Source organism: Streptomyces sp. NPDC037421 (assembly GCF_055602105.1).
Window position 1 is genome coordinate 17,088 of the sequence record NZ_JBVJWV010000018.1, and the last position, 16,782, is coordinate 33,869.

Below are 16,782 nucleotides of genomic sequence, written 5' to 3' on the forward strand. Positions count from 1 at the left end.
GCGGGCCCTGTGCCCGGCTCAGGCGATGAGCTCGCGCTCCAGCGGGGTGCGGAAGCGGGGCGTGATCCGGGCGTCGCCCACCCAGTCGGCGAGCCGGGCGGCCTCGGCGGCGACCGCCTCCTCGGCGGCCCGGCCGGGGCTGCCCAGCAGCCGCCAGACGATCCTCCCGTCGGAGCGCTGGGCCCAGCCGCCGACGATCTCGCCGTTCCACCACACGGTCGGCCCGATGTTGCCCGCGTAGTCGAACAGGGCGGGACGGTGGGCGGGGTCGAGGTGGAAGCCCCGGTCCGACCAGCCCATGGCACTGGGATCGAGGCCGGGCAGCAGCGCGGCCCAGGGTTCCGGGGCCGGCTCGGGCCCGGTGTCACCGGGGCAGACGAGCGCCGTGCCGCCGCCGTCGAGGCGGACCTCCTCGGGGCCCACGGCGGCCAGGGCCTTGCGTACGTCGGTGAGGCTCCAGCCGGTCCACCACTTGAGGTCGGCCTCGGTGGCCGGACCGTAGGCGTGGAGCCAGCGGCGGGCGAGTTCGGCACGGGCCTCGGCGGCGGGCACGGCGGACCAGGGCTGTGTGTGCACCCACCGGAACTGGCTGGACGTCCACGTCCCGCGCGGCCGGTCCCGCCGGATGCGGCCGTCGGCGGCCAGGAGACGGATGACGCGCGTGGCGACACCGGTCTCGGTCTCGTACTTCTTGCCCCGGCCGATGGTGATCTTCTGCCGCAGGGCGGGCACCGCCGCCGAGAGCTGGCTGCCCGTCGCGGCGCCCAGGGCGTCGAGCGCGTCGAGCGCGGCGGCCTCGGCGTGTTCCAGCCAGTCGGCGTCGAGCCCCTGGCCGTCCTCCGCGAGGTGCTTGAGGAGGGTCCGGCGTTCCTTCACCGCGATGCCCCGGGCGGTGGACGAGTCCACGTACGGGGCGAGTTCGGTGGAGACGGCGAAGAGGGTGTTGCGCATGCTGAGCATGCGGACGACGCTGACGTCCTCGTACAGGGCCTGCTCGACCGCGGCGGGCCCGCCGTCGGCCAGCCGGGCGCGGACGGAGAGGAAGACGGTCGCGGCGTCCGTGGCGTGCAGGGCGACCACGGCGTCCGCGGCCTGGCCGGTGGTGGCGGCGCGGACGGAGGGAGCCAGGCGGTGCCGCCGGCCCAGCCGGTGGCGACGCTCGGCGGTGGTGATGGCGGGGAGACTGGGGCTCATCCTCCCGATCGTAGGCCGGGCCGCCGACAGCGGCCCGGCCCGTGCCGGGACCGCTCAGAGCTGGAGCTTGAACCCCACGTGGGAGGCGGTGAAACCGAGCCGCTCGTAGAACCGGTGGGCGTCGGTGCGGGTCACGTCCGAGGTGAGCTGGACCAGCAGGCAGCCCTCCTGCCGGGACCGTTCGACGGCCCATTCGATGAACCGGGTCCCGAGACCGGTGCCGCGCTCGTCGGCGTGGACCCGGACGCCTTCGATGATGGAGCGGGTGGCGCCCTTGCGGGACAGGCCGGGAACGAACGTGAGCTGGAGGGTGCCCACGACGCGCTCGCCGCGGACCGCGACGACGACGTGCTGGTGGGGGTCGTCGGTCAGCCGCTTGAGTGCCGCGGTGTACGGGGCCAGGTCGTCCGGGGACTCGCGGGTCGCGCCGAGCGGATCGTCGGCGAGCATGGCGACGATGTCGGGCAGATCGGCCTCGGTGGCCGGGCGGATGGTCAGCTCGGGGGCTTCGGTCATGTGGGGTCTCCTCGTTTCAGCCGGCGGCGACGGTGAGCGGCGCCCAGCGGCGGGACCAGTCGCCGGGAAGGCCCGGGATGTCCCGGGTCATGACGGCGTTGAAGGCGACGGACTCCAGTCCGCGCTCCTTGAGCCACGCGAGGAGTTCCTCGTGGCGCACGTCGACGTCGGTGCGCAGGTCGCGTGCGGTGCCGGCGGCCAGCGAGGAAACCAGGGCCTTGGCGGTGGCGGTGTCGCGGGCGATCAGGGGGCCGACGACGTGGGTGTCCATGTTGGGCCAGATCGCGGCGTAGCCGATGAGGGCGCCGGAGCGGTCCTCGGCGACGAGCAGCCTGTCGGTGAAGGCCGGGAGCCGGGTGATGAGGTGGGTCCGGTCGGTGCCGAACACCTCGGTGTCCAGCCGGACGATCCCCTGGAGGTCCTCGGCGGAGGCCGGCCGCACGCGGACAGCGGCGGGGCCCGCGGCGGGGCCGTCCGGCTCGGGGCGGAAGGCGCCCCGGAGCATCTCGGCGCGGCCCGTGGTGTCGAAGCCGATCTCCTCGTAGAGCGGGCGGCCGTACGGGGTGGCGTGCAGGGTGAGCGGGACGCCGGCGAGCACGTCGTCGCACACGTGCCGCATGAGGCGCCGGCCCAGGCCCTTGCGGGCGTACCGGTCGGCGACGAGGACCATCCCGATGGCGGCGAGGTCGGGCTTCGCTGCGATGTCTCCGTACCGGGTGACGACGCAGGCGGCGGCGAGCCCCCGGCCGTCGGGTGCGTCGATGCCGTAGCCGTCGCCGGCGGCGAGGAGCAGCCCCCACTTGTGGTCCTCGCGCGGCCAGCCGCGGTCCTCGGACAGGTCGGCGCAGTGACGGAGGTCTTCCGTGGTCAGTGCGCGGATCGGCAGGTCGGTGAGCGGTGGTGGTGTCACCGGCCCAGAGTGGATCATCAGCTCATGGCGAGTCCAGGGAATTGAGGGATCCGGCCAGCGGATGTTTCACGTGAAACATCCGCTCCGTTCGACGGAGCGGATAGCCTCGGCAGCTATGACTTCGCTGCACCTGTTCGACCTCGACGGCACCCTGATGTACGGCTCGGCCGCGCCCGTGGAGATCTCCCGGCAGCTCGGCGTGGACACCGAGATCGCCGAGCTGGAGCGGGCCTTCAGCGCGCGGGAGATCGGCCCGCACGAGTTCTCGGTCGCGGCCCGCGAGCTGTGGGCGGACCTGACGCCCGCGCACGTCCGGGCGGCCTTCGACGGGTCGCCTTGGCTGGCGGGCATCCAGGAGGTCTGGACGGAGATCCGGGAGCGCGGTGACTACTGCGCGGTGATCTCGCTGTCCCCCTCGTTCTTCGTGGAGCTGCTGCTGGAGTGGGGGGCGCACGCCGCCCACGGCTCGGTCTTCCCGGCGGTGCCCTTCACCGGCCCCGTCGATGTGACCGGGATCCTGACGCCCGAGCGCAAGGTGGAGGTCGCGGACGCGCTGTGCGCGCAGTTCGGAGTGGGCCGGGCCGACTGTGTCGCGTACGGGGACTCCATGACCGACGCGGTGCTCTTCGAGGCGGTGCCGCGCTCGGTCGCGGTGAACGCGCGCCCCCATCTGGCGGAGCGGGCCACGTACGTCTACCAGGGCCGGGACCTCCGGGAGGCATACCAGCTCGTGGGTGCGGCGCGCCCGGGAGTCGAGGCATCTTAAGGGGAAAAGGGGGTTCGAAACCCCGTTTCTTCCATTCCTCCGCCGGGCTCTCGGTCGGCTGGCACGCTGTGAAACCCGGAACCACGGATTCGAGGCCGTGGCGTGTGAGACCCGACCGAGATGCTCGAAGCGAGGCACCGCATGGACGCTCCGCCCACCAGATCGGCCAGACCGACGGGCCGGATACCCACCGGGGGCGGTGCGATCGAGCCCTCCCCGGACGCCGTGCTCATCCGCCGGACCCTCGCGGAGATCGCACCCGTCGCGGACAAAGTGACCTCGTACTTCTACGCCCTGGTCTTCACGGGGCACCCCGAGGTCCGGGAGATGTTCCCAGCGGCCATGGACGTCCAGCGCGACCGGCTGCTGAAGGCCCTGCTGACCGCCGCCGAGCACATCGACGACCCGGCCGTGCTGACCCCGTACCTGCGCCGGCTCGGCGCCGGGCACCGCAAGTACGGCACCGTGTCCGCCCACTACCCGGCGGTCGGAGAGGCGCTGATCGGCGCGCTGGCCCGGTACGCGGAATTCACCTGGGGGCCGGAGACCGAGGCGGCGTGGGTGCGCGCGTACACCGCCATCTCGCAGACGATGATCGACGCGGCCGCGGAGGACGAGGCCAAGGCGCCGGCCTGGTGGCACGCCGAGGTGGTCTCGCACGACCTGCGCACCTCGGACATCGCCGTGCTGACGGTCCGCCCCGACCAGCCGTACCCGTTCCTCGCCGGCCAGTACACGAGTCTGGAGACCCCTTGGTGGCCGCGGGTCTGGCGGCACTACTCCTTCGCCTCGGCGCCCCGCGCGGACGGGCTGCTGTCCTTCCACGTCAAGGCCGTCCCGGCGGGCTGGGTCTCCAACGCCCTGGTACGGCACGCCCGGCCGGGCGACGTCCTGCGGCTGGGACCGCCGGCCGGTTCGATGGTGGTGGACCACAGCACCGACAACGGGATGCTGTGCCTGGGCGGCGGTACCGGCATCGCCCCGATCAAGGCGCTGATCGAGGACGTCGCCGAGCACGGTGAGCGGCGCCCGGTGGAGGTCTTCTTCGGGGCGCGCAGCGATCACGACCTCTACGACAAGGACACCCTGCTCGGGTTGCAGCGCTCCCATCCGTGGCTGTCGGTCCGCCCGGTGATCGGCGAGGGGCTGGCCGGGCAGCTGCCGCAGGCGGTCGGTGAGCACGGGCCCTGGAGCTCGTACGACGCCTTCATCTCGGGACCGCCCGCGATGGTCCGCAGCGGTGTGGACGCGCTCAAGCGGATCGGGATCCCCGGGGAGCGCATCCGCTACGACGCCCTGGAGGAGCTGGCGGGCGTGGCCGGCTGAGCACGGCTCGGCCCGCCGCTCTCCCGGCGTCGTCAGCCCAGGTCGGGGGCGTGCATGGCGCGCACCCCCTCGATGTTGCCGTCGAGGTAGTGGCGCAGTGAGAGCGGGACCAGGTGGACGGCGGCGATGCCCACCCGGCTGAAGGGCACGCGGACGATCTCGTATTCCCCCTGGGGCTCGTCGACTTCGGGGCCGTGGCGTAGGCCGGGGTCCATGGATTCGAGCCGGCAGACGAAGAAGTGCTGCACCTTCACCCCGGTCACTCCCCCGGAGTCGATGTGCTCGACGGTGTCGACGAAACAGGGCACCACATCGGTGACCTTGGCACCGAGCTCTTCGTGGAGCTCCCGGTGGAGGGCGTCGACGACAGTGCTGTCCGAGGCTTCCACACCGCCGCCGGGAGTGAGCCAGTACGGGTCGACGCCGGGCTTGGTGCGCTTGATGAGGATCAGGTCGCCACCGTCGAGCAGGATCGCGCGGGCGGTGCGTTTGACCACGGGACGTTCGGTCATGGGAGAAGAGTGGCCCACGCCCGCCCTTCCGAAACGCGCCATCGTCCGAAACCCGAGGGGCTCACCAGTGCACGGCGGCGCGCAGCAGGCGGTCGTGGGCCCGGGCGAGGTGGGCGAGCGCCAGGCTGCCCGCCCGTACGACGAGGAACCAGGTGCGCAGCGGGGGCACGGCGGGTTCCAGCAGGGAGACGACGTCACCGCGGTCGAGGGCGTCCTGGCACAGGTAGCGGGGCAGGACGGCGAGACCGGAGCCGGCCCTGACGCATTCCAGTACGGCCCGAAGGTCGGGCGCCACGACGGTGGCGGCGGAGTCGGGCACGGAGTCGAAGACGGCGGCCCAGTAGCGGGTGACCAGGGGCAGGCTCTCGTGGACCTCGACGACCGGGATCCCGTCGAGTGCCGCGGGGCCGGAAGCGCTCAGTGCGGAGGGGTCGGCCAGGGCGGCCCAGTAGGGAGCGGCGACCAGCACCTGTTCCTCGTCGCAGAGGACGGTCGTGGTGAAGGGGCCGCCGCGCGGCCGGGCGGTGGTGACGACCAGGTCGTGCTGCCCGGCGGCCAGACCGGCGAGGTTCTCCTCGGCGCCCGGCGCAAGAGCGGTCCGCAGGGTCTGGCCCTGGCCGACCAGGGGTGCGAGGGCGGGCAGGACGCGCAGGCAGAGGAACTCCGGGGGCCCGGCGAGGTGCAGGGTCCGCAGGGCTCCGGCGGCCTCCCGCTCGGTCTCGGCGATCCGGAGCAGCGCGTCGAGGTGCGGGGCGGCCTTGTGGGCCAGTTCGTCGCCGACGGCCGTGGGGGTGACGCCCCGGGCGCGCCGGTGGAACAGGGGCCGGCCGAGCTGTCGTTCCAGGGTGCGGATCTGCGAGGTGACGGCGGGCTGTGACAGCCCGAGGAGCGCGGCGGCCCGGGTGAACGAGCCGGCCCGGTGCACGGCGACGAAGGTGCGCAGCAGGGCCAGGTCCATGGCGGCCCCTCTCGGTGGGGGCCTTCAACTATAAATATGCCGATAGGCCCCTGTCGTTACCGTGATTGGACTCTGACGCTGAGTCAACTAGCCTTGTCGGCGTGGTTCTTCTCTCGGGGAACCCGGGGCGGTCCGAGCCACCAGGGGGGAGGCTCGGACCGCCCTGATGCTCCCTCGGCCGCTCAGGCCCCGGCGGCCGCGGAATCGAGGGCCCGGAGCACGTCGGCGACCAGGTCCTCGGGGTCCTCGGCCCCGGCGGAGAAGCGGATGAAGCCCTCCGGCACGTCGTCGCCGCCCCAGCGGCCGCGCCGCTCGGCGGTGGAGCGGACTCCGCCGAAGCTGGTGGCGTCCTCGACCAGGTGCAGGGCGGTCATGAAGCGTTCCGCGTGCGCGCGGTCCGGGAGGGTGAAGGAGACCACCGAGCCGAAGCCGCGCATCTGCCGGACGGCCGTCTTGTGGGAGGGGTCCGACGGGAGCCCCGGGTAGCGCAGCCCGGTGACCTCGGGCCGGTCGGCCAGCGCCTCGGCCACCATCAGCGCGTTGCCCCACTGGCGCCCGGCCCGCAGCTGGAGGGTGGCCAGGGAGCGGTGGGCCAGCCAGGCCTCCATGGGACCCGGGATGGCCCCGACGATCTTGCGCCAGCGGCGGACGGCCGCGGCCAGGTCCGGGTCGCGGCAGACGACGTAGCCGAGCAGCAGGTCCCCGTGGCCGGTGAGCCCCTTGGTGCCGCTGGCGACGGAGAAGTCCGCGCCCAGCTCCAGGGGCCGCTGACCGAGCGGGGTGGCGAGGGTGTTGTCGACGGCGACGAGGGCCCCCGCGGTGTGTGCGGCCGCCACGAGGCGGCGTACGTCGCAGACGTCGAGGCCCGGGTTGGACGGGGTCTCGATCCACAGCAGCCGGGCCCCGTCGAGGGCGGCCAGCTGCGCGTCCTGGCCGGTCGGCGCGGTGCGCACGTGGACTCCGTACGCTTCGAGCTGCTCGCGGACCAGGGGCAGCGCCTGGTAGCCGTCGGAGGGCAGGACGACGGTGTCGCCGGTGCGGGCCTGGGAGAGCAGGACAGCGGAGACGGCCGCCATGCCGGAGGCGAAGACGATGGTCTCCACCCCCTCCGCGCCGGGTGCCTCCAGTTCCCCGATGGCCCGTTCCAGCAGGGTCCACGTGGGGTTCGTGTCGCGGCCGTAGGTGTACGGGCCGGAGACCTCGCCGGGGAGGTGGAAGTGCGCGGCGAAGACCGGCCCGGGCAGCGGCGGTTCGTTCTTGGCGGGCTCGGGCAGTCCGGCGCGTACGGCGCGCGTGCCGTCGCCGTACCGGTCGGCCGGGGCCGGGGTCCCGGCCGTCTCGCCGGGGGTGTGCTGGTTCACGGGGCGTGCTCCTTCACGGCGGTGCGTACGGAGTCCAGCAGGCCGGTGCTCGCGGCCTCGACCAGGGCCAGGCACTCCTCGAACCCGTCGAACGGGCCGTAGTACGGATCGGGCACGTCCGCCGCGCCCGGTACGCCGGCCGGGGCCGACGGGTCGTACGAGCGCAGCAGCCGGACCTTGGCGGCGGCCTCCCGGGTGGGCGCGAGCTCGCGCAGGTCCCGCAGGTGGCCGGCGTCGAGGGCGATGACGAGGTCGAGGCGGTCGAACCACGAGGCCCGGAACTGCCGGGCCCGGTGGTCCTGCTCGTACCCGGCGGCCTCCAGTACGGCCACGGTGCGCGGGTCGGCGCCGTCGCCCTCGTGCCAGCCGCCGGTGCCGGCGCTGTCCACTTCGACCAGCCCGTCGAGGCCGGCCTCGACGACGCGGGCGCGGAAGACCGACTCGGCCATGGGGGAGCGGCATATGTTGCCGGTGCAGACGAAGCACACGCGGTACATGGGCGGTCCGCTCAGTTCTTGTCGGGCAGGGCCAGGTTCACGGCCCAGGAGACGATGGAGATGATCAGGCCGCCGAGGACGGCGGTCCAGAAGCCGTCCACGTGGAAGCTCAGCTCGAACTTCTCGGCCAGCCAGGAGGTCAGCATCAGCATCAGGGCGTTCACGACGAGGGTGAACAGGCCCAGGGTGAGGATGAACAGCGGGAACGAGAGCAGCTTCACCACCGGCTTGACGATGAGGTTGACCAGCCCGAAGACCAGCGCGACCAGGATCAGAGTCAGCGCGCGGCGGCCCGTGCTGCTGCCGTCGTCGAGCGTGATGCCGGAGACCAGCCAGATGGCGACGGCCAGGGCCGCCGCGTTGGCGAGCGTCTTGACTACGAAATTCGTCATGTGTCTGATCGTGGCAGAAGAGACCCGGGCCGGGCATCGGCAGATCAGCGGATCCCGGGGCACCACCGGGCAAGAACAAGGGGCACAGCGAAAGATGAAGGCCTTCCGGCTGGACGAGCTCGAAGCGGAGCGCGCCGCCAACAACGGCGCCTACCTGCAGTTCCTGCGGGAGCGGAACATGTCGGTCGGGCTCTACGCCCTCGATGCCGGGCAGAGCGACCCGCAGCAGCCGCACCGCCAGGACGAGGTGTACTTCGTGGTGAGCGGGCGTGCCTCCATCACGGTCGGGGAGGAGACGACGGTGGTGGCCAACGGCAGCGTCGTCTACGTGCCGGCGGGGGTGCCGCACAAGTTCCACCACATCACCGAACCCTTGAAGGTGATGGTGGTCTTCTCACCGCCGGAGGGCTGAGCACGGGCCGGGTACGGCCGGGTGGGCCGCCGGTCTGAGGGTCGTGCCCCTGATCCCCCTAGGGGGCGGGTCAGGGGGTTCCGAGGGCTCGCGGCCCCCTGTGCGGTGCCGTCGCCTCCTAGCATCGAGAGCGAGGAAAGAAACGGACCCACGGACTCGCGAAGTCACGAACCCACGGGGTCACTGACGAGGAAGAGGTAGGAAAATGGACGGGATCCGAGCGATGTTCGCGGGCATGCCCTGGTGGGTCAAGTGGGTCGCCGTTCCGCTGCTGGCGCTCTTCGTCTTCGGCGGAGTGGTCACCTCGATCCTCGGCGCGCTGATCTCGTTCGCCTTCAAGGCGCTGCTCTTCGTCGCCCTCGTCGGCGGTCTGATCTTCGTGGTCAAGAAGTTCACCGGCAGCGGCAGCGGAGCGAAGGCCTCCTCCAGCGACTGGTAGGACTGGGTCCGTCACCCTTCCCCCAACGGGTAAGGGGATTGACCCAGGCGGGGGAACGGGACCGGCGGAACCGCCCACGCGGCGGGAACCGGCCGATAGGTTGGCAATCTGCGCCGTTCCCTGGGGGCGGCCCCCGCAGAGCGGGCCACCCCGAGGCCCGCCGCCACGCCTGGGGGTGAGCTTTGCCTTCGGTTCACAATCCCGGTGTCCCGACCCTGATCGGTTCGGTGCAGCGGGCGTTGAGGCTCCTCGAAGCGGCGGGGTCCCATAGCGAGGGAGCCCCGGCGAAACAGCTGGCGCGCGAAGCCGGGCTCCCGCTCCCCACCGCGTACCACCTGCTGCGCACCCTGACGCACGAGGGATATCTGCGTCGCGAGAGCGGCGTGTTCGTACTCGGCGACGCGGCCGGCCGGCTGGCGTGCGGCGGACTTCAGCAGAAACGTCGCAGCATGATCCTCGACTCGCTCGCGCACTTCCGTGACGCGGTCGGGGCCCCCGTCTACTTCGCGGTCTACCGCGAGGGTGAGATCGAGGTCGTGGGTGTCTCGGACACCCCGGCCAACCCCGCCTGCCAGGAATGGGCCGACTTCCGAGCGACCGCCCACGCCCACGCCATCGGCCAGTGCCTGCTGGGCCAGCTCGACGAGAAGACGCGCAAGGACTACTACGACCGGCACCCGGTCGAGAGCATCACGCCCTACACGGTGCGGGACATGCACGCCCTGGAGCAGCGGATCGGCTCCCTGGAACGGATGCAGCCGGTTACGGAGCGTCAGGAGTACGCCCTCGGCACGGTGTGCGCGGCGATCCCGATCACGGCCGGCGATGCCGCCGCGACCATGGCGATTTCCCTTCCCGTGCACCAAGAGGACCGATTGCTCTATGCGGTTGATCGGCTACGGAGTGAAGTAGGCGCGCTGTTGAGCACCCTCTCGTTCTCTATCAGTATCTGAAAACTCACTCCTTGTGATCTGCTGGCGCTTCCACCACCCTTGTCAAGAGGGCCCTGGGGGACCATTCCTGGCCACTTCCACTACAGCGGGGTAGGCAATGCGCGAGTCGGTACAGGCAGAGGTCATGATGAGCTTCCTCGTTTCCGAGGAGCTCGCGTTCCGGATCCCGGTGGAACTCCGGTACGACGCCCGTGACCCCTACGCGGTACGCCTGACCTTCCACCTTCCCGGAGACGCCCCGGTGACCTGGGCGTTCGGCCGGGAGCTGCTTCTCGACGGCATCAACAAGCCGAGCGGTGACGGCGACGTGCACATCTCGCCCACCGATCCGGAGGAGCTGTCCGACGTCCACATCCGTCTTCAGGTCGGTGGCGACCGCGCCCTGTTCCGGGCCGGCGCGGGGCCGCTCGTCGCGTTCCTCGACCGGACGGACCGGCTCGTTCCGCTCGGTCAGGAGCGCAATCTCGGCGACTTCGAGGAGAGCCTCGACCAGGCGCTCGGCAAGATCTTCTCCGAGTCGCAGCACGACGAGCGGAAGGCGGGCTGAGGCCGGGGCCGGGAGACCGGCCGCCGGCCCGCCCTTCAGCGCTTGCGCCGGCGCCGGCCCCGGCCGCCGCGGGCCGGTGCCGCGGCCGGACCGGCGCCCGGGCTCCCGGCCGCTCCGTCCGCGGGACCGGGCCGGTCGGCGGAGACCACCAGCGCCGCCAGCGCCGTGGTCACCGGCACCGAGGCCACGAGCCCGATGGAGCCCACGAGGGTCCGTACGATCTCCTCCGCGACCAGCTCGCTGTTGGCCACCGTACCCATGCTGCTGTTCGCGATCGAGAACAGCAGCAGGAGCGGCAGCGCGGCGCCGGCGTACGCCAGGACGAGGGTGTTCACCACCGACGCGATGTGGTCGCGGCCGATCCGGATGGCGGCCCGGTAGAGGGCGCGCGGGCCCATGCCCGGGTCCGCCTGGTGGAGTTCCCAGACGGCCGAGGTCTGAGTGACGGTCACGTCGTCGAGTACGCCCAGGGATCCGATGATCACGCCTGCGAGCAGCAAACCGCTCATGTCGATGTTCGGGTAGAGCCCGTGGATCAGCCCGGTGTTGTCGTCCGTGTTGCCGCTCAGGAACGCCCAGTCGATGAACAGCGAGCCCAGCAGCCCGATCAGCAGCAGCGAGACCAGCGTGCCGAGGACGGCGACCGAGGTCCTCGCCGTCAGCCCGTGGCACATGTACAGGGCGATCAGCATGATCGCGCTGGCGCCGATGACGGCGACCAGCAGGGGGTTCGAGCCCTGCAGGATCGCCGGGAGGATGAACAGCGTCAGGACCCCGAAGCTGACGACGAGCGCGATGAGGGCGAACAGGCCGCGCATCCGGCCCACGACGATGACCGCGACGGCGAAGATGCCGGCCAGCAGGGCCAGCGGCAACTTCCGGTTCAGGTCGATCACCGAGTACTGGAGGTCCCGGGGCGCGTCCGGCGCGTACGCCACCACCACCTCCTGGCCCTTCTCCAACTGCCGGGGCGCGCCCGGCTGGACGATCTCGAAGAAGGCCCGGCCCTGCTCCGGTCCACTGGTCACCTCGACGGTGGCCTTCTTGCACTCGCCGGTCCGGGCCGCCTGCGCCTCGCGTCCCTCGGGGGTGGACGTGTCACCCGTGGGAGGGACCTGCGAGGCGTTCACCGATTTGCAGTCGACCTTCGCGAGAGCGACGACCTTTCCCTGCTGGGTCTGGCGGTCGAAGCCCACGCCGGTGCGTTCGTGCGAGGGGGCGCCGCCGGGCCAGAGCACGGCCATGCCGATGAAGACGGCGGCGGCGAAGGGGATCAGTACGGCGGCGATCACCTTGCGCAGGTGCTTGGAGACCGGCGCAGCCGGCCCGTGGCCGTGGCTGTGGCCATGTCCGTGTCCGTGTCCATGGCCGTGGGAGGGCCCGTGGGAAGAGGCTGCGGCATGCCCGTGGGACGCATGCTCGTGGCCGGTGTGGCCCAAGGGCTCTGTGGGCTCGTGGGGAGGCTGCGGCGAGGACGTCACCGGCAGATCATCGCAAGAGATGAGGGGGCCCACTGTTCAGCACGCCACACACGACGCTAACGTGGGGGCTACTTTGCACAACGCGGGAGCTCGGAGCACCGGGCTGAGAGGGCGCTGATCACCGTACGCGCATGAGAATGCGTACGGGAGGAGGCTGCGTCGACCGCCGAACCTGTTACCGGGTAATGCCGGCGTAGGGAGATAGGTCTCATGACCATTCAGGACGCACGCACGCCTGCCGTCAGCCAGAACGCCGACGGCCAGACCGAGCGCCAGCCGGGCTGGCACAAGGGCTACGTGGCGGGCTCCCGCCCCGACATCCGGGTGCCGGTCCGCCAGGTCCACCTCACCAACGGCAAGGACGTGACGCTCTACGACACGTCCGGGCCGTACACCGACCCGCAGATCGAGACGGACGTCCGCCGGGGCCTCGCGCCCCTGCGAGAGAACTGGATCATCGGCCGCGGCGACACCGAAGAGTACGCGGGCCGCCCCGTTCGTCCCGAGGACGACGGCATCAAGCACACCTCTCCGCGCGGGGGCCTCAAGAACCTCGACGCGGTCTTCCCGGGCCGCCCGCGCCAGCCCCGCCGGGGCCGTGGCGGCGCCGCCGTCACGCAGCTCGCGTACGCCCGCCGGGGCGAGATCACCCCGGAGATGGAGTACGTCGCGATCCGCGAGAACGTCTCCCCCGAGGTCGTTCGCGAGGAGATCGCCGCAGGTCGTGCCGTGCTTCCGGCCAACGTGAACCACCCGGAGATCGAGCCGATGATCATCGGCAAGAAGTTCCTGGTGAAGGTCAACGCCAACATCGGCAACTCCGCGGTCACCTCCTCGATCGAGGAGGAGGTGGAGAAGATGACCTGGGCGACCCGCTGGGGTGCCGACACGGTCATGGACCTCTCCACCGGCCGCAACATCCACACCACCCGTGAGTGGGTGCTGCGCAACTCCCCGGTCCCGATCGGCACCGTGCCGCTCTACCAGGCCCTGGAGAAGGTCGACGGCAAGGCCGAGGACCTGACCTGGGAGATCTACAAGGACACGGTCATCGAGCAGGCCGAGCAGGGCGTCGACTACATGACGGTCCACGCCGGCGTGCTGCTGCCCTACGTGCCGCTGACCGCCCGTCGCAAGACCGGCATCGTCTCCCGCGGTGGTTCGATCATGGCGGCCTGGTGCCTGGCGCACCACAAGGAGAACTTCCTCTACACGAACTTCGAGGAGCTCTGCGAGATCCTCGCGACGTACGACGTCACGTACTCGCTGGGCGACGGCCTGCGCCCCGGCTCCATCGCGGACGCCAACGACGCGGCGCAGTTCGCGGAGCTGAAGACGCTGGGCGAGCTGAACACCATCGCCAAGAGGCACAACGTCCAGACGATGATCGAGGGCCCGGGCCACGTCCCGATGCACAAGATCAAGGAGAACATCGACCTCCAGCAGGAGATCTGCGAGGAGGCGCCGTTCTACACGCTCGGCCCGCTGACCACGGACGTCGCGCCCGCGTACGACCACATCACCTCGGGCATCGGCGCCGCGATGATCGCCTGGTGGGGCACCGCGATGCTCTGCTACGTGACGCCCAAGGAGCACCTGGGTCTGCCCAACCGGGACGACGTGAAGACCGGCGTCATCACCTACAAGATCTCCGCCCACGCGGCGGACCTGGCCAAGGGCCACCCGGGTGCCCAGGAGTGGGACGACGCCCTGTCGGACGCGCGGTTCGAGTTCCGCTGGGAGGACCAGTTCAACCTGGCCCTCGACCCAGACACGGCCCGTGAGTTCCACGACGAGACGCTCCCGGCCGAGCCGGCCAAGACCGCGCACTTCTGCTCCATGTGCGGTCCGAAGTTCTGCTCCATGAAGATCTCGCAGGACATCCGCCGTGAGCACGGCGGTGACCTGAAGGCCGATGAGATCCAGGCGGGCATGGCGGAGAAGTCCGCCGAGTTCGCGGCCTCGGGCAACAGGGTCTACCTGCCGCTGGCCGACTGATCCGTGCGGTGAGGGCCGACCGACGGCATTCCGGGGGGAGCCGTCGGCCGGCCCTCACCGCTTCGGAAGAGCCCGTGGGCACGGGCGGATGTTTCACGTGAAACAGGCCCGGACGGGCGGAGTGCGGTGCCCGGAGCGCGACAGCCGGGGCTTCACTCCGGGCCTCACTCCGGGCCGTGGTCCGGGCCGCCGAAGTCCGGGCTGGTGAAGTCCGGCGAGGTGTAGCCGGGGCGCGAGCCCTGGGAGGACGGGCCAGGGCCGGTGAAGTCCGGGCGCGTGTATCCCAGGCTGGGGATCCGCCCGGCCCCCGGTGTGCGCGGCACCGGGTAGCCCGATCCCATGGTGGGGTCGGCCAGGGCGTCGCGCAGGAACGGCACGATGCCCCGCTCCAGGAGCGCGTTGCGCCAGGCCTCCCGGGCGCGGGAGAGCTCGTCGGGTATCGGCACGCCCTCCTCCGCCGTGACCTCCGTGGAGCTGTTGCGCAGGGCCGTCACGAGCAGCCCGATCACCGCGAACAGCAGGGCGGCCACGGTGAGCCCGCCGAAGAGCCAGCCCGCCGTCAGCATCGTCTCGGCGAAGGCGGGGGCGGGGTCGACCATCTTGAGGCCGTATCCCACCAGCAGGAAGATCAGCATGGCGGTGCCCGCCAGGACCGGTGCGAGGACGCCGACCACGGCGCTCACGCCGGCCCCGTCGTCCTGGTCCTCGGCGCCGTCTTCGGCGACTGCCCCGGAGGCGGACAGGGCCCCGTCGCGCAGCTCCTCCCGCACCTTCACGTAGTGGTCGTACTCGGCGGCCGCCGCGGCGGTCAGGAGCGTGGTGGCGGCCAGGGCCATGGTGCGCAGCTGTTCGGCGTTCAGCCGTTCGCCGAGGGTGGCGAGTTCGGGCCGTTCGTCCGCGGTGCGCAGCGCCTCGTCGAGGAGCCGGTCGAACTCCGGTCGGTCTTCGGTGAGCAGGTGCGGAGCGCTGGTCATGTGCATCCCCCGATGCTCCGTACATGCCGGTATGCCCGCGTAGATCCGGGGCTCCGGCACAAACGGAGGAGAGCCTGCTACGGATAGAGCGATGGTAGAGCGCCCCTGCCACGCCGTGACAGGGGCTTTGCTGAAATACCCCGCTCCGAGAACGCTCAGTCGCGCAGAGGTAGTTGAACGACGAGCAGCTTGCCCGCCATCGTCACGCCGCCGTCCATCGCGATGGCCAGTCCGTCCGCGTACACGTGCGGCCCGTCCACGGCCTCCGGGCCGTGGGAGTCGTCGCCGTCCTCGGTGCCCACCTCGCCGAGCAGGTACGGGATGGGGCTGTGGCCGTGGACGACGCGGCCGCCGCCGTAGGTGCCCAGGAGCTCCCGTACGGCCTGGGGTCCGGTCTCCTCGTCGCGGAAGGCGAACCGCTTGGTGAACTTGCGGAAGAGGTCCCAGGTGATGTCGGCGTCGTTGCGGTTGAGCAGCTCGTGGATGGTGTCGTTGACGTCCTCGATGGAGTCGCCGTAGTCCAGGTACGCCGTGGTGTCGGAGTGCAGCAGCAAGTGGCCGTCCTGCAGCGTCGCCGCGTCGAGGCGGGACATCCACTGGAGGTGGACGTCCTCCAGGCGCTCCATGTCGGTGCGCTGGCCGCCGTTGAGCAGCCAGGCGGCCTGGAAGGTGGCGGTTCCGGCGCCGGAGGACACGGGGGTGTCGCCGAAGCGCTTGGCGCCGATCAGGAGCAGTTCGTGGTTGCCCATCAGGGCCTTGCAGTAGCCACCGGCGGCGGCGGCCTCGGCGGAGAGCCGCATGACGAGGTCGATGACGCCGATGCCGTCGGGGCCGCGGTCGGTGAAGTCGCCGAGGAACCAGAGCCGGGCGTTGCCGGCGGACCAGCGGCACTCGGCGTCGATCAGGTGCTGGGCCTGGAGCTCCCGGACGAGCTCGTCCAGGTAGCCGTGCACGTCACCCACGACGTAGAGCGGGCCGGGGCCGGAGCCCGGGTTCTCCTGGGGGACGTACTGGACCTGCACGGTGTCCCCGGGGCCACCGGCCGAGCCGCGGACGATGATGGGCAGGTCGCGCTGCGTGGGCGTGTAGCCGTCGTCACCGCCGTCGTCGTACTCGCCGTCGCCCGCGGTGCGCTGCTGCGGGACGGTCTCCGTGCCCGGATGGCCGGGAGGGGCCGCGGCGGGGCGGTCGGGGGCGTACCCGGGCCGCGGGGGCACGGGCGCGCTCTCCTCGTAGTACGCGGGGTACTCGCCGTACACCGGGGGCTCGCCGGGCAGTGCGGCGGGCGGGGTGTACGGCGCGGGTTCGGCGACCGGCACCCGGAAGTCCCGCAGCGTGTCCGTCCGCATCGCGGGTCCCTGACCGGCCCCCTGAGTCATCGACCCCTCCACCACCGTCGCGCTGCCGTACACCTGCGGACCCTCCTCACCTCCAGGGTGGAGGGTCCGTGATGTCGTGCGCCCATCATAGGAATGCGGCTCGCGCTCTGTGACGCACCAGGGGTGGTGAATCCTGGCCGGAACCTCTCCTTCCTGCCCTTTTGTTC

General features: G+C 71.5%; 18 protein-coding genes. 7 read left to right on the plus strand and 11 right to left on the minus strand.

Annotation, left to right across the window (positions count from 1 at the left end):
* Positions 1 to 18: 18 nt before the first annotated feature.
* From ACZ7IF_RS24075 to ACZ7IF_RS24085, 3 genes are read right to left on the minus strand one after another with little or no spacing between them, the layout of a single operon-like run.
* On the minus strand, positions 19 to 1,194 hold the full coding sequence (locus tag ACZ7IF_RS24075; protein ID WP_470974721.1) for a winged helix DNA-binding domain-containing protein: 1,176 nt from the start codon (positions 1,192 to 1,194) through the stop codon (positions 19 to 21).
* A gap of 54 nt (positions 1,195 to 1,248) precedes the next feature.
* Complete coding sequence (locus ACZ7IF_RS24080) at positions 1,249 to 1,710, minus strand: GNAT family N-acetyltransferase (protein ID WP_470974724.1); 462 nt, start codon at positions 1,708 to 1,710, stop codon at positions 1,249 to 1,251.
* 16 nt (positions 1,711 to 1,726) lie between these two features.
* Positions 1,727 to 2,620 (minus strand): GNAT family N-acetyltransferase, encoded by an 894-nt coding sequence (locus ACZ7IF_RS24085; protein ID WP_470974727.1) that lies wholly within the window; start codon positions 2,618 to 2,620, stop codon positions 1,727 to 1,729.
* Between the two features lie 115 nt (positions 2,621 to 2,735).
* On the opposite strand from ACZ7IF_RS24085, the gene ACZ7IF_RS24090 reads away from it, so the two are divergent.
* Both ACZ7IF_RS24090 and ACZ7IF_RS24095 read left to right on the plus strand, forming a co-directional pair.
* Positions 2,736 to 3,386 (plus strand): HAD family hydrolase, encoded by a 651-nt coding sequence (locus tag ACZ7IF_RS24090; RefSeq protein ID WP_470974730.1) that lies wholly within the window; start codon positions 2,736 to 2,738, stop codon positions 3,384 to 3,386.
* 141 nt (positions 3,387 to 3,527) lie between these two features.
* A complete protein-coding gene (locus tag ACZ7IF_RS24095) occupies positions 3,528 to 4,712 on the plus strand; it encodes a globin domain-containing protein (protein ID WP_470974732.1) in 1,185 nt (394 codons plus the stop codon).
* A 32-nt stretch (positions 4,713 to 4,744) separates the two neighbouring features.
* On the opposite strand, the gene ACZ7IF_RS24100 is transcribed toward ACZ7IF_RS24095, so the two are convergent.
* The 5 genes from ACZ7IF_RS24100 to ACZ7IF_RS24120 form a co-directional block, all read right to left on the minus strand.
* Positions 4,745 to 5,224, minus strand: coding sequence for an NUDIX domain-containing protein (locus tag ACZ7IF_RS24100; protein ID WP_470974736.1), 480 nt, complete (start codon positions 5,222 to 5,224; stop codon positions 4,745 to 4,747).
* A 61-nt stretch (positions 5,225 to 5,285) separates the two neighbouring features.
* Positions 5,286 to 6,182, minus strand: a complete 897-nt coding sequence (locus ACZ7IF_RS24105; RefSeq protein WP_470974739.1) for a LysR family transcriptional regulator — start codon at positions 6,180 to 6,182, stop codon at positions 5,286 to 5,288.
* Positions 6,183 to 6,364: 182 nt separating this feature from the next.
* Entirely contained in the window at positions 6,365 to 7,543 is a 1,179-nt protein-coding gene (locus ACZ7IF_RS24110) for a cystathionine gamma-lyase (protein WP_470974741.1), read from the minus strand.
* Positions 7,540 to 8,040: a low molecular weight protein-tyrosine-phosphatase gene (locus ACZ7IF_RS24115; protein ID WP_470974744.1), complete on the minus strand. Its 501-nt coding sequence runs from the start codon at positions 8,038 to 8,040 to the stop codon at positions 7,540 to 7,542. The genes ACZ7IF_RS24110 and ACZ7IF_RS24115 overlap by 4 nt, the downstream gene beginning before the upstream one ends.
* An 11-nt stretch (positions 8,041 to 8,051) precedes the next feature.
* Complete coding sequence (locus tag ACZ7IF_RS24120; RefSeq protein ID WP_470974747.1) at positions 8,052 to 8,432, minus strand: phage holin family protein; 381 nt, start codon at positions 8,430 to 8,432, stop codon at positions 8,052 to 8,054.
* Positions 8,433 to 8,526: 94 nt separating this feature from the next.
* Between ACZ7IF_RS24120 and ACZ7IF_RS24125 the strand changes: the two genes are divergently transcribed.
* The 4 genes from ACZ7IF_RS24125 (at position 8,527) to ACZ7IF_RS24140 (ending at position 10,783) form a co-directional block, all read left to right on the plus strand.
* The gene (locus ACZ7IF_RS24125; RefSeq protein ID WP_125813396.1) at positions 8,527 to 8,844 is read left to right on the plus strand and encodes a cupin domain-containing protein; all 318 of its coding nucleotides are present in this window, start codon (positions 8,527 to 8,529) and stop codon (positions 8,842 to 8,844) included.
* Positions 8,845 to 9,058: 214 nt separating this feature from the next.
* Positions 9,059 to 9,283 carry a DUF5326 family protein gene (locus ACZ7IF_RS24130; protein WP_470975037.1) on the plus strand — a complete coding sequence of 75 codons (225 nt, stop codon included), beginning with the start codon at positions 9,059 to 9,061 and terminating at the stop codon, positions 9,281 to 9,283.
* Positions 9,284 to 9,465: 182 nt separating this feature from the next.
* A complete protein-coding gene (locus tag ACZ7IF_RS24135) occupies positions 9,466 to 10,236 on the plus strand; it encodes an IclR family transcriptional regulator (protein ID WP_470974750.1) in 771 nt (256 codons plus the stop codon).
* Positions 10,237 to 10,333: 97 nt separating this feature from the next.
* Positions 10,334 to 10,783, plus strand: a complete 450-nt coding sequence (locus ACZ7IF_RS24140) for an SsgA family sporulation/cell division regulator (protein WP_470974753.1) — start codon at positions 10,334 to 10,336, stop codon at positions 10,781 to 10,783.
* 35 nt (positions 10,784 to 10,818) lie between these two features.
* Here the strand turns inward: ACZ7IF_RS24140 and ACZ7IF_RS24145 are convergent, their stop codons facing one another.
* Complete coding sequence (locus ACZ7IF_RS24145; protein ID WP_470974756.1) at positions 10,819 to 12,297, minus strand: YibE/F family protein; 1,479 nt, start codon at positions 12,295 to 12,297, stop codon at positions 10,819 to 10,821.
* A 177-nt stretch (positions 12,298 to 12,474) separates the two neighbouring features.
* On the opposite strand from ACZ7IF_RS24145, the gene thiC reads away from it, so the two are divergent.
* Positions 12,475 to 14,262: a phosphomethylpyrimidine synthase ThiC gene (thiC, locus tag ACZ7IF_RS24150; protein WP_470974759.1), complete on the plus strand. Its 1,788-nt coding sequence runs from the start codon at positions 12,475 to 12,477 to the stop codon at positions 14,260 to 14,262.
* Positions 14,263 to 14,426: 164 nt separating this feature from the next.
* Here the strand turns inward: thiC and ACZ7IF_RS24155 are convergent, their stop codons facing one another.
* Both ACZ7IF_RS24155 and ACZ7IF_RS24160 read right to left on the minus strand, forming a co-directional pair.
* Positions 14,427 to 15,242 carry a hypothetical protein gene (locus ACZ7IF_RS24155; RefSeq protein ID WP_470974762.1) on the minus strand — a complete coding sequence of 272 codons (816 nt, stop codon included), beginning with the start codon at positions 15,240 to 15,242 and terminating at the stop codon, positions 14,427 to 14,429.
* Positions 15,243 to 15,391: 149 nt separating this feature from the next.
* Entirely contained in the window at positions 15,392 to 16,630 is a 1,239-nt protein-coding gene (locus ACZ7IF_RS24160) for a metallophosphoesterase (RefSeq protein WP_470975040.1), read from the minus strand.
* Between the last annotated feature and the right edge of the window lie 152 nt (positions 16,631 to 16,782).

Coding starts and splice junctions, on each gene's coding strand:
- ACZ7IF_RS24075 (WP_470974721.1), bottom strand. CDS start 1,194: ATGAGCCCCAGTCTCCCCGCCATCACCACCGCCGAGCGTCGCCACCGG.
- ACZ7IF_RS24080 (WP_470974724.1), bottom strand. CDS start 1,710: ATGACCGAAGCCCCCGAGCTGACCATCCGCCCGGCCACCGAGGCCGAT.
- ACZ7IF_RS24090 (WP_470974730.1), top strand. CDS start 2,736: ATGACTTCGCTGCACCTGTTCGACCTCGACGGCACCCTGATGTACGGC.
- ACZ7IF_RS24095 (WP_470974732.1), top strand. CDS start 3,528: ATGGACGCTCCGCCCACCAGATCGGCCAGACCGACGGGCCGGATACCC.
- ACZ7IF_RS24100 (WP_470974736.1), bottom strand. CDS start 5,224: ATGACCGAACGTCCCGTGGTCAAACGCACCGCCCGCGCGATCCTGCTC.
- ACZ7IF_RS24105 (WP_470974739.1), bottom strand. CDS start 6,182: ATGGACCTGGCCCTGCTGCGCACCTTCGTCGCCGTGCACCGGGCCGGC.
- ACZ7IF_RS24115 (WP_470974744.1), bottom strand. CDS start 8,040: ATGTACCGCGTGTGCTTCGTCTGCACCGGCAACATATGCCGCTCCCCC.
- ACZ7IF_RS24120 (WP_470974747.1), bottom strand. CDS start 8,432: ATGACGAATTTCGTAGTCAAGACGCTCGCCAACGCGGCGGCCCTGGCC.
- ACZ7IF_RS24125 (WP_125813396.1), top strand. CDS start 8,527: ATGAAGGCCTTCCGGCTGGACGAGCTCGAAGCGGAGCGCGCCGCCAAC.
- ACZ7IF_RS24140 (WP_470974753.1), top strand. CDS start 10,334: ATGCGCGAGTCGGTACAGGCAGAGGTCATGATGAGCTTCCTCGTTTCC.
- thiC (WP_470974759.1), top strand. CDS start 12,475: ATGACCATTCAGGACGCACGCACGCCTGCCGTCAGCCAGAACGCCGAC.
- ACZ7IF_RS24155 (WP_470974762.1), bottom strand. CDS start 15,242: ATGCACATGACCAGCGCTCCGCACCTGCTCACCGAAGACCGACCGGAG.